At 45.3% G+C, this 12,349-nt stretch carries 9 protein-coding genes; all 9 read right to left on the bottom strand.

All coding sequences use genetic code 11. The features are described from left to right. Nucleotides 1-68: 68 nt before the first annotated feature. Nucleotides 69-1,382, bottom strand: a complete 1,314-nt coding sequence (locus AACR09_RS15235; protein ID WP_193835319.1) for an HlyD family type I secretion periplasmic adaptor subunit — start codon at nucleotides 1,380-1,382, stop codon at nucleotides 69-71. After that, entirely contained in the window at nucleotides 1,375-3,627 is a 2,253-nt protein-coding gene (locus tag AACR09_RS15230) for an ABC transporter transmembrane domain-containing protein (RefSeq protein ID WP_193835318.1), read from the bottom strand. Before AACR09_RS15230 ends, AACR09_RS15235 begins: the two co-directional genes overlap by 8 nt. Further along, nucleotides 3,624-5,270 (bottom strand): ABC transporter transmembrane domain-containing protein, encoded by a 1,647-nt coding sequence (locus AACR09_RS15225; RefSeq protein WP_193835317.1) that lies wholly within the window; start codon nucleotides 5,268-5,270, stop codon nucleotides 3,624-3,626. The genes AACR09_RS15230 and AACR09_RS15225 overlap by 4 nt, the downstream gene beginning before the upstream one ends. Before the next feature lie 178 nt (nucleotides 5,271-5,448). After that, nucleotides 5,449-6,084, bottom strand: coding sequence for a CatB-related O-acetyltransferase (locus tag AACR09_RS15220; protein ID WP_017098440.1), 636 nt, complete (start codon nucleotides 6,082-6,084; stop codon nucleotides 5,449-5,451). A 422-nt stretch (nucleotides 6,085-6,506) separates the two neighbouring features. Continuing rightward, nucleotides 6,507-7,619, bottom strand: coding sequence for an NADH:flavin oxidoreductase (locus AACR09_RS15215; protein ID WP_193835316.1), 1,113 nt, complete (start codon nucleotides 7,617-7,619; stop codon nucleotides 6,507-6,509). Between the two features lie 340 nt (nucleotides 7,620-7,959). Beyond that, on the bottom strand, nucleotides 7,960-8,649 hold the full coding sequence (locus tag AACR09_RS15210; RefSeq protein ID WP_017086420.1) for a hypothetical protein: 690 nt from the start codon (nucleotides 8,647-8,649) through the stop codon (nucleotides 7,960-7,962). After that, nucleotides 8,649-9,833, bottom strand: coding sequence for an OmpP1/FadL family transporter (locus AACR09_RS15205; protein ID WP_193835315.1), 1,185 nt, complete (start codon nucleotides 9,831-9,833; stop codon nucleotides 8,649-8,651). The genes AACR09_RS15210 and AACR09_RS15205 overlap by 1 nt, the downstream gene beginning before the upstream one ends. Before the next feature lie 93 nt (nucleotides 9,834-9,926). Next, nucleotides 9,927-10,739 carry a crotonase/enoyl-CoA hydratase family protein gene (locus tag AACR09_RS15200; RefSeq protein WP_193835314.1) on the bottom strand — a complete coding sequence of 271 codons (813 nt, stop codon included), beginning with the start codon at nucleotides 10,737-10,739 and terminating at the stop codon, nucleotides 9,927-9,929. 253 nt (nucleotides 10,740-10,992) lie between these two features. After that, nucleotides 10,993-12,349, bottom strand: a 1,357-nt coding sequence (locus AACR09_RS15195) for an iron ABC transporter permease (protein ID WP_228010653.1), incomplete at its 5' end; no start/stop codon positions are given.

Raw genomic sequence — 12,349 nt, 5'->3', positions numbered from 1 at the left:
CACATAATGTGCTCCCTTTTTATTATTTGCTGTTGTTATTCGTTTACTCTCAACACTCTATATAACGATTACCTTTCACCAAATGCGACACTGACATTGGTGTAGATCGGTTTCCATAAATACTGGAAAACGGACTTCTCACCGGTTGTAATATCTACCTCGCCCGTCATACCTGGCAAGATAGAAAAGCTCTCCGGATTATCACGGAAATAGGGAACATCCACCGAGACGACGACTTCATAATAGATTTCACCGCGTTCACTTTGACTTGTGGTCGGTGAAATACTCTCCACCGCCCCTTTTAGCGCCCCAAAGCGGCTGTAATCAAACGCATCAATCTTGATACGAGTCGGCTGCCCTACACTCACAAAACCAATATCTCTTGGTGACAAACGCGCTTTAAAGTCGGCTTTCCCACCAACAGGAACGATTTCAACCACAGTGCCACCTGGCTGAATAACACCACCGTTTTGCGTGCTTGGCAGACTTTGCACCAAGCCTTGTAGCGGTGACACCAACATGGTGTTGGTCAATTTAGCTTGGCTTGAACGTACTCTGGCGTTCAGGGCTGACAAGTCAGAGACTGCTTTAGAACGATCATCGCTCACTTTAGCTTTCGCCTCCGCCAGAAGCTGTATGATTTTTTGGTCATTACTGTCAGCTTGTCTAATCAATACCGACTTCTTACCACGAGCTTCTTCGATTTTCTGTTCGATACTGGCCAATTTTTGTCGCATTTCAAGCACACGTAAACGTGAAATGTTACCCGCTTTATAACCCTTCTCCAGTATGTTCAACTCTTGCTTAGTCGCATTTAACTCTTTCTCATAACTCGGCAAGGCCTTTTCTACGCTACGAAGCTGCTCTGCAATTTGCTCGCTCTCTTTCTCAAGCACCACACGCTTTTGGTAGTAGAGGGCTTTTTGCGCGTTCAGCTGCGCTTTTTGTTGGCTGACGATCTCTGGGTAATCGACCTCAAACTCAGCAAGGTTAGGCTCACGTTGCTCAAGCAGCGCATTCATACGTTCCACACTGGCTAGAAGCGTCACTTGTTGGGACTTTAGCTCTTCAAGGGCGGTACGCTGGAAAGTGGCATCAAACTCAACAAGCGGCTGGCCTTTCTCAACCAACTGCCCTTCTTTAACGAGAATTTGCTTTAACTTCCCGCCAATCGCGCTTTGTAATACTTGCTTCTCGCCTTCTGGAATCACAGCACCTTTGGCTTTGGCGATTTCATCAACTTGAGTGACTACAGACCAAGTGGCAAAAGCAATAACACATAAGGCAACCGACCATGTGGCCAGCGCCAATGTACGAGCCGTATTTTGTGATTCAACAAGTTCACCGTAGCGCTTGCCCTTCTCGATAGATTGTTTAGTCATTAGCTACTCCTTGCTCAGACTCTGATTGTTCTTGTTGGGCTGCATTTTGTTGAGCAGACGCCTCTTGAGTTGACGACTGTAGCTCTTGAGATAACGGTTGCTCAGATAACTGCGGTTCTTGAGAAGCTTGAGGCTCTGAAGGCTGTTCCTGCTTCGAAGACTGCTCCGGCTCTAATGGACCGGCATAAACCACTGCACCTTCATTTAATACCACCACTTTATCGGCAAGCTTGATTAAATCCGGATCGTGGGACGTGTAGATCACCGTTGCTTTTCCTTTTTTCGACTGCACAAACTCACCAAATATACGTTTAGCATTTGGGTGAGCATCAGGCACAGGATTATCCATTAAGAACATTGGGTAGTCATAAACCAGCGCTTTTGCATCAATGAGGATCTGCGCGACGCTGCCAGACAACATGTCAAAAAGGCTGTCCGGCTGAATACTACTGATGGAAGTATCGAGCCCACCTGATAATGTCTCGAACCAACGCTTTCCGCCGACCATTTCAATTGCAGAGATCATTTTCTGATCTTCGACTTTGTGACCGTCGTTTAGCCACTCTCGAATACTCAGCGTAAGCAAATCAGGATATGCGGCTCGAATGAAACACCAGTGGCGATAAAGCTGCGGATCGTATTGAACGAGGTTAACGCCTTCAAGCTCAACCATGCCGTTTTGGATAGGCTGCAAGCCAGACAGCACTTCAATTAATGTTGATTTACCGCTCCCAGAAGGGCCGGTAATCGCGACAATTTCACCGGCTTCAATATCAAAACTCACACCATTCAAGGCAGGGCGACTCTGTTTGGGATAGCGCAGTGTCACTTGGTCTAATTTCAAGTTAGGCGCTACCACAGGTAACGGGTGATGCTGGTAACTGAATTCACGCTCAGACGGCTGAGACAAAATACGGTTCACTTGCAGCTTGGATTGATTAAAGCTATTAAAACGCATCGCACTGTTTGCCAACACCTGAGCAGGACCCGTTACTTTAGATATCAACATCATTGAAGCAATCAAACCACCAGGGGTCATCACTTGTTCAAAAATAAGTCCTATTCCTAACCCCATCACGGCGAGTGTCGACCCCACACCAATGAAGTAGTAAATCGAGGTGTACCGACTCTGGAGAACCGATTGATTAAAGGTCACTGTTGAAGCAAGAAGATTGGCCTTTTTGAAACGTTGAATCCAGTGCTCTGAGAATCCAGCACTGCGAATAAAGGCAAGCTTGGATGACAGCTCATTAGTCATGTTTTGACGATTCGTACCTGCCACTGTCGATTGCATCGAGCGCTTGCTGCTAGAGCGTATCGAGCGTTTTGCTAGCAAGTAATAAAGAATTAAAGAGACGACTGGAACCAGTACCAACCATCCGCCTAAAACACCTATCGCAAGTACAAAAATAAGAATGAATGGTAGGTCAAATAACGCATTTCCTAATGGCCCCGATAGCACACCTGAAATACGCTCTGACAACATCACTTGGTTTTGCTGACTAGAAGAAGCTGTTTGCTGATTTTGAGCATAGCTATTACGAAGCAGACGCTGCACGAGGGATTGAGAGATCTCACGACTTACTCGGTTGGAAACTGAAGCAAACACTCGGCTACGTAATGTTCTCAACCAACCCATCATCACAAACAACAACGCTGCGCCAATGGCGATACCTTGCAGCTCATGCCCTGCATCACCGCCAATCACATGGTCATAAATCGACATCGTGATGAAAGGAACGGCAAGCGCAAATAAGTTAGTGATAAAACTGACTAGCAGCAATTTAGGAATAATGGGGCGAAACGCATGTAGCCGTTCGCCAACCCAATCAGGAGAAGCCTTCTCTAGTGGTGGACCTTCGATAACGATGCAAAACTGAGGGACATCGGTGATGTCGTCATTGGCATTAAAGGCAACAAATTGTTTGGATTCTAAATGACCAGAGACAAGCTCATTTTCACCAAGCACCAGCAAGACCAATTTATGTTCACCAACGTCATCTAGGTTGGCAACCAAGCGATAAGGCAGTGCAAGCCTGTCGAACAAGGCAAACATATCGTCGATTGATTCAATGCCATTTTCATCGACCCATTGATGTGCGAACAACTGGATATTAGCATTAACTTCCAACTGCTTAAGAACGGAAAGGCTCTCGGTTTCTAAATGGTTCATCACCTCTTGTCGACCGCTGGTATCTGCACGGTTGTTCGTACCTGAAGGGTTACCAATATCTAAACGATTCATACGACGGCCTCCTGATTGCTCTCGCTGTCGACCGTAATAGCTCGACTTTCCACTGTAATGATTCGATTAGCCAATTCGCGAAGCTTCGAATGGTAGCTCACCATCAGTATCGTGCGTCCTGCCGTTACTTCTTCTTCCAATACCTTAGCTAGATTCCCAAGGGCGTCTAAATCAAGTGAAGAATCCGGCCTTTCCAACATAATTATGGGTTTATCACTTGCCAATTGAGCCGCGATATTGAGCATTTTCACGTTACCCATACTCAACAAAGAAGCACTCGTATGGCCAATTTGTGTCTCTAGTCCATCGGGTAATCGAGTGATTTCCTTGGTTAAACCCAAACGCTTAGCATAGTCACTGGCACTTTGCGTTTTCTCAGGGTCAAAGCCACACAAGTTATCAAGAATGGTCCCCGACACCAGTTGTCCTTTAACGCCACAGTAGGCTGCAATGTTGGTTACCGATGCGATTGAAACGGCAGCTCCGTTAATGAAGCACTCCCCCGCTTTTAGATCATCAATACCTGCAATCGACGACAATAAATGACTGTTAGTGTGGCGATCCTCACTCTCTAACAATACCAACTCACCTTTATTCAGTGTGACATCTGCATGAGAGAGTTCACCGTATCTTTCAACGGTCGCTTGCTTAATTTCCAACGTCTCAAAGTCAGATAAGTGGTTCTCAATTTGCTCAGAATCTGAAGATTCCGATAATGATAAGTCACTCAATTTTTCTATTGCCTGATTGGCACTGTGTATTGAATTAAGCTTGATTCGAACTCCCACTAAAGCACTTAAAGGTGCAACCGCTCTGCCAGATAAGATAGAACATGCCGCCAAGCCACCAGTAGTTAACTGACCATCCAACACCCACAAGCTCCCCGTAATTACGAGTAAAACTGACGTGGCTAATGCGGCAAGCTGAATACATTCTTGGGCAAAGGCGTTCTGTTCTTCTTCTCTCGCTTTAGACTGAGAGCGAACGTTATTGAGGGATTTAAACTGATTGAAGATTCGAGACTCAACGGCCTGGCGTTTGATTCCCTGAATGGTTTGGCTCAGTAAAATCAAGAACGCTTTTCGCTCCTGCTCATCTTGGGAAGCCTCTTCACTTAAGCTTTTAACGCGAATAGAAGATAGCCAAACGATTCCAAGAGTAATCAGCCAAACTGCCAAAGGTATCGCTACCAGCTCACCGCCGATGTAAGCCACCAAGCCCAAGAAGATCAAGGCAAAAGGCAAATCAATAAAGCCTGCAATCACACCACCGGAATACCAATCTTTGACTTTGGATACAGAACCAAGCCCCTCTTCCACGCCGCCAACACCAATGTGGCGGAGATGGCCTGATGAAGCCGTTGTTACTCTTTCAACCAAAGTTTGATAGGTCGCTTTCTCGGTATTGCTGGCCGCGGCTGACAAAAGCCAAGTACGCACAAACCGGATTAATGCTTCCATGGCAACAGCCAACGCTGCACCCGCCAACAACAAAGTGGCAGTACCGTAACTTTGGTTAGGTAAAATACGATCGTAAATTTGTAAAACCGTTAACGGAACGGCGAGAGAGAGAAGATTTATGAGTAAAGAAGGCAGTAGGACTTTCCCCACCACCCCTTTGTTTTTCATTGAACTTGCGGGCATACACAATCCTTATCCATGCTTATGAAATAAGATTGGTACACCATGTTGAGTATTGCAAGGTAACGGACTGATTTAACGTGTTTTTCAATATAAATATGACACAGATCTTTCTACACAAATCTGTGGCTATACCTGTACCTTAAAAACGCTCCTTACAAATGCTCGTTACAAGCGCTCCTTACAAACAATTGTCGTAATCCGTTATCGCCTGCTTTAGCTTTGAAAAGTCTGAGTTACATAAATACGGTTTCAGCGCTTCAAATTTATCTGAGGGCCACTCGTATATTTTGAATGAAATGAGTTCGTCAATAACGGACTCATCAAAGCGGTATTTGACGACTTTAGCTGGAGAACCACCGACAATGCTGTATGGAGCGACGTCTTTAGTCACCACACTATTCGCTGCAACTACAGCGCCTTCGCCAATCGTCACACCGGGCATCACCATCGCTCTCATGCCTAACCAAACCCCATCTTCAATGTGAGTATCGCCTTTGCCAATGTAGGCGTCGTCGATGACATCCATAAATGGATACAGTGAAAACCAATCGACTCTGTGTGTATGGTTGCCGCCCATTAAAATCACAACCTCTGCGCCAATACAGACATAGTCGCCGATATAAAGCTCGTCGATTTTCCATCGAGGCTCCCACTGGCGGCTGACTTCGTCGCCGTGTAAATAGCGCACTACCGATTGTTCAAAGCCGTTATCCCAGCAATCGCTGTAATAACTGTGTTGACCTTTTACGTGAATATTGGGGTTGGTTACGACTTCATGCAGCAACTCGAATTTGGACCAATGCTTCTTTTGCATTTTTACCTCTGAATGATCTATTTAGTTTTATTCGTTTCAATATCAAAATGTTCGACGATGCAAATTCAAGGTACACAAACTAACGCCCCACAAACACAGGGTTCACTGGGATGAATAGTGAGTATCACGCTTAAATCATAGCAAAGTCGCTAAAACTAAAGAGACGTCAGTGGATTCGAGGTTGCTTAAGAAGAGGAAGTAATTTCAAAGTTTTGCTCAGCTTGTTATCGATAACTTGGTGGGATAATTTACAGACGTAGTGTATCTGTTTAATCGCGCCAATTTGACAGGAAGATGTGATTAATAAGGTTTCAAATTTCGTTTCGTGGAATACGGAATAAACAAGAGCCTGCGCGATTACACAGGCTCAAACTTAGACTCAGCTATAAACTTCGGCTCTCGCTTGGAGCTGGGTTCAGCGATTACATGCGAGCAAGCTGTACTTTTCTGTCTTTATTCACCACGCAGAAGTTACCGCGCTTAGTACGACACTTAGAGCATCGTTCGCATTCAACAGGGCTTCTATCCCCTTCCTTCCAACGCTTAACTAAATGTGGTTCAGAAAGCAGCGGTCTTGAAAGCGCGAAGTATTCAATGCCCGTGTTATTTGCGATGGCTTCAATGGCATCGAAATCCGTTAGGCCGCCAACCGTGATCACCGGAATATTAACGTCTTGGCTGATAGCATGACCATATTCGTGAAAATAACCTTCAGCTTGAATGATGAATCCATCGTGCGACTCGCCAATCATGGTGTCGGCTTTACCATGGATGTTGCCTGACACCACGATGCCATCAACACCCATTTCTTCTAATTTTTTGCACACGAGACGTGTTTCATCGAAGGTAACACCACCGTCAAAGAATTCAGAGGCCGTGAGCTTAACTAAAATTGGGAAGTCGTCGCCCACCAGCTTGCGCGTCGCGGTATAGATCTCTAACAAGAATCTCATGCGGTTTTCTAAACTACCGCCGTACTCATCTTCACGTTGGTTGTAGTAAGGGCTTAAGAACTGATTAATCAGGTAAGTGTGAGCGGCATGAATTTCAACACCATCAAAACCTGATTTTTGTGCTCTCAAAGATGCTTGAGCAAACGCATCAACAATGTAGTCGATCTCGTCTTTGGTCATCGCTTTGCCTAGAGTTTGAGTTCCTTTTTCTGGAACCTCACTTGGTGCGTAGATTACTCGCTCGCCAAGATCATGAGTGGTTTTGGTGCCACCATAAGCCAGTTGCATCACGATTTTAGAGTCGTTGTCGTGCACCAGTTGAGTCAGCTTTTGATACTCTTCAATGAATGAGTCGTTATACATCCCCATCATGCCCGCATTTGGCTTTTCTTCTTCAACGATGTTCGCGTAACCCGTTACGATCAGGCCGACTTCACCTTGAGCCAACTCTTCATAGATAGCGTACAGTTTATCTGTCATATGCCCATCTTCGGTGGCCATATTTTCCCACGTTGCACTTCGCATAAGGCGGTTCTTCAATGTCATGGTGCCGATGCGGGTTTCTGTAAACAAAGTGCTCAAGTCTTATCCTCATTAAATCTTTATTATGTTTGCCCATTTTAAAAGACAAAAGAGAACCACTTCTTATTCACAAAGTGACTCTCTTTTGTCCATTACTGAATGGGCGTTGATTTATGCGGATAGTACAGAGAATAAGGCGAGGAAAACTTAATCTAGATTAAGAGAGCAGTACTCTCACATGAGAAAGAGATAGAAAGCAGCAGAAAGAGATAAAAAAGATTGGGAAATAGAATAAAAGAAAGTCGCTCAGTTTTAATAAGCGACTTTGTTCAATTTAATCTGGACTAAGTCAATGGTTCTTACGAGAGGTGTCCACCTGCGAATTGCTGCCTGCTAACAGCTATTTAAACTCATAGGTGTAAGATGCACCAACACTGTTATTTTCACCGAAATCGTCCTCAGCAAAAATAGTGAAAAAGTTGAATGATTGAGCATCACTCAATTTGTAGCTTGCACCGACGCCAGCCCAATACCCTGAATAATCATCAGACCCCATCGAACCACCACCGAAGCCCATGATAGACCATTCATCAGTAATCGTTTTTAAACCAAACGCACCAATGTAGCCACCGTGTGTTGAGCTCGGCATCAATACATAGTCAGAACCAACGTTATCGTCATCGAAAACAGCTACTTCGCCGTCATTATAGCTGTAACCAGCCATAGGGAAGATTTGCCAACCGAACGGCTCAATATCGAAATAGCTCAGTGGTATAAATGTGCCAATACTGTAGTTGTTCTTATAAGCATCGTTGTCATATTCAGAACGGCTAAAGTTGAAGTTCACGATACCCATCGGCAACAGCCATGAACCGCCTAATCGCCACTCTTCTCCGTCCGCATTGACACGAGCATTGATCATTCGCGCTTCATCTAAACCAATAGAGCCTGAGAACTGCAAATCTTCGTTATAAGCAACGCCCGCTTTGGTCACGATTTTAGTCGGATCGTCAGGGTGCTTCTCTTCAGCAAAAGCACCCATCGATCCGAACGTTGCCGTAGCAACAAGTAATAGATTACGTAATGTCATCAGAAGGTCGCACTAACCCCAACAAAGTGGATACGGCCGTCGAAAGAACCGTTAACCAATGTAATCGGTGTATTGGCTAGATTACGATTCATGTCAACTGATCCTAAATCAGCGTATTCGTAGAACACATCGATCAAGATATCATCCCAATACGTTGATGCACCTACTGAGTAACGGTATTGCTCCCCTACCGGTAGATCAACCCACTGCATTGATGGATCGTCTTGTGGCGAGGTTTCGTAAGAGAAGCCGGCTTTTAAACGCCAGTCTGAATTCAATTGATAGTCAGCACCAACCGCAAACTTCCACACGTCGTCCCAATCGCGTTCAAGTGGAACACCACTAATTGTGCTTCCAGCAACACCAAAATCAAGAACTGTTGTATCCCACTCACTCCAACGATGTAATTGCACACTAGCCAATAAGTCGAGCTTTGGGTTAAGTGCGTAACTAGCGCTGATATCAACGATCTCTGGCAAAGCAAGATCCATAGCTAGAGAGTTAGAAAAATCTTCTACCCCTCTTAACTCATTATTAAACTCGTGCTCAAGCTTTGACCGATAGCTAGCACCCAACTTAAGTTTATCCGACGGCGTAAACATTACACCTAGGTTATAACCATAAGCCCAGTCAGTGTCTTGCTTTGCTGTAAAAACAGAGGATGACTGTTGTAACGCAGCCCAACTTAACTGGATACCGGCACCAACCGACCACTGGTCATTCAGTTGGTAGCTTAGTGACGGGTTCACTTGCATTGCGGTGAGAGTGATATCTTCTAGCAGGGCGGCGCCTGCCCATTCACTGCCGTAATCGAGGCTAGAACCACCAACAGCGCCAAGCGCGATACCAAGGTGTAATTTGTCTGTGACTTGATGCGCGTGGAAGGCGCCAAATGAAGGCATGACCGAATGAGCTTTACCATCTTGCTTGTCGCCGTTGTCTTGATATTGCATCTCAAGATCAAACGCCATGGTATTGATCGTGGTTTTGCTTTCGCCCATATGAGACATAGTGGCTGGGTTGGTCCACATCGCCGCAGCCGAACGAGTATAAACACCGTCACCGGCACCAGTAGTACCGGCATTGGCGACAATAGCTTCTTGTAAAAACAAACCACTTGCGAAAGCATTTAAGCTTGTAAAAATTGCGGTGGCAGCTAGCGAGTAAGTAAAAGTTTTGTTCATCAGATTGCTCATTTAGCCTTAGACATTAAATTGCTCTAAGGTTACCGCAAAGCCCCATAAACAAATGGAATATCCGTTATTCCTGTACAAACGCTATTTGAACTTTCTCGCGACGTATGGACGTGGCTTGTCTCGATGAATTTCACGTTGAGCAGCGATTGCTCTATTCTTGCCTAACCCTACCTTTATCTGATACCAAGTCTCGTAGAACACGGCCATGCCAGGACTTGACCACCAAGTCTTGTTGTAGAGTTTCTTATTAGCAGCGACAACATCTGGCGACCGATTCGCACACTCAAGTGCCAATGCATAAGCTTCAGCATAAGGGTCTTCGGCAATCTTGGTTACCAACCCATAGTCTTTTGCTTTTTCACAGTCGATCTCTTTAGCGGTCATCGCCATTTCTAAGGTGTGATCTTTACGCATTAACTCTCGAAATGCGATGGCGCCTCCCATATCTGGAATCAAACCCCATTTCGCTTCCAATATAGAGAAGGTCGCGTCTGGGCTGGCCACCCTAAAATCACCACCACTGGCTAATTGAAGGCCGCCTCCCCAACAACGACCATGAATCGCAAAAATAACAGGACATGGGATCTCTCGCCAACCAAGCGAAAAGCGCTGCGCAGCATTGGGTAATGTCGGTAACCATTTGAACAAGAGCTTCATCGCCCCTACTTTACTGTTCAATAACGATTTAACATCTAAACCAGAACAAAAATCTGAACCACTGCCTTTAACAATAACAGCTCGAATATCTCTGTTCTTCTTGAGCTCACTTATCATGTCATTAACGGCTTCAAACATCGCCATATCAATAGCATTGAGCTTATCGGGTCGATTCAACACAACCGTCGCAATTTGGTTTTCATCGATAGAACAAGTAATACGATCGAGGTTTGGCATGGTGGCTACCTTATAAGTGGTCAGACCTTTAGGTTATACATTTTATTAACATATGCCAAACTTGCACATTAAGAAGCGAGACCTGTGTTGCTTAACACCGCCCCCTTACACAAACGACATCAATAAAAAAAGCAGTGATGGATCGCTCCATTCACTGCTTTTCATTCGTATCTTTTTCGCCAATAGCTTTGATTACCAGTAGTTTTGAATACCAATAGCTTTGATAGTCAAGGACTCTCAGTTTTGGGAGAAGCTATGTTCTTCGAGATTTCAATAACAAGAAGATGAAGTAGCTACCACCAATAATGGAAACTAACGTCCCTGCAGCGAGTTGAGCTGGGAATACCACCACTTGCCCTAACCAGTCTGCGAATAGCATGAGTGCAGCACCAATTAAAAACGACAAGATGATCTGATCTCGAACCAAACGAGCCCCCACCATTGCAGCGATATGCGGAGCTAACAAGCCAACAAAAGCGACAGGCCCCATGGTGGTTGTCACGACCGAGCATAAGATCGCAACAATACACAACAGTGCCACGTAAGCGATATTGATATTCAACCCTCTGGCACTCGCGAACTGTCGTCCAGTCGCAATTAAGGTCACCCAACGACTCAACAGCAGAGCCACACCAATACAAGCCGTTATCACTATGGCCATAATCATTGCTGAATCAGGTTCAACACGATAGGTAGACCCTGCTAACCAAGCCAATAAAGTGTATTTCCCCTCACCCACTCGCGTTAAAGAGAATTGCACCAAAGCTTCCAAAACTGCGGTTAATGAAATACCTGTGAGAATCAAGATCGAAGGTGCAAACTGATGCTTCTTGCCAAGGAATAGCAATAAACACAGTGCAATCGCACTGCCTAAGAAAGCAATCCAAGGACTCAATGAGTGAATCGAATATCCCATAAACAAGCTGCTGAAAATCAAAGCTAGAACCGCACCTGCGGACACACCAAGAATGTCTGGGCTTGCGAGCGGGTTGTAGACCAGTCTTTGTAAAATCACACCAGCCACCGCCAAACCGCCACCAGCGAATATCGCAGTTAACATTCTCGGCCAACGAATAGACCATTCAAATGCGTCTGGGATAACAAAGTAGCTCATATCAGAAGAAGGCTGTGACAATGTACTCAACGCCAACAACCCGAAGATCATCGAGCCGAACAAGAAGTAAGCCAAAGATGAAATAGACTTTGGCCCTTTAGGCATTGAGAAAAACAACTGATCTTGAGCAGACATTTGCTTTCTCGCAATAATGATCAACGCAGGAGCACCAATCACTGCGGTTGCCGTCCCTGTTGGAATCATGTCCAAAGACCATTGCGCCAAGAAGATCGCCAAGCTGTCGGTGACACAAAGTAATAGCGCACCTAATACACAACTCGCGATGAGTTCAGATTTAGCCTTTAGAAAACCTAGATGCCTAGCGATGTTCGGAGCAATCAAGCCGATAAAGCTGATCACGCCCACTGAGGTAATCGACACTGAAACCAACCAAACGCCGATTGCCATTAGCACAAAGAAGGTCGTGCCAATATTGAGCCCGCGCGCCGCAGCCCCTTCAGTGCCGATGGAAAGCAAAGTCAGAACTCGCGGAGCT

Origin of the sequence: Vibrio sp. OPT20 (assembly GCF_963889365.1) — a bacterium.
In the GTDB taxonomy this organism is placed as follows: domain Bacteria; phylum Pseudomonadota; class Gammaproteobacteria; order Enterobacterales; family Vibrionaceae; genus Vibrio; species Vibrio splendidus.
Note: the sequence above shows the minus strand (reverse complement) of the source record. Positions and strands in the feature narration are given on the sequence as shown.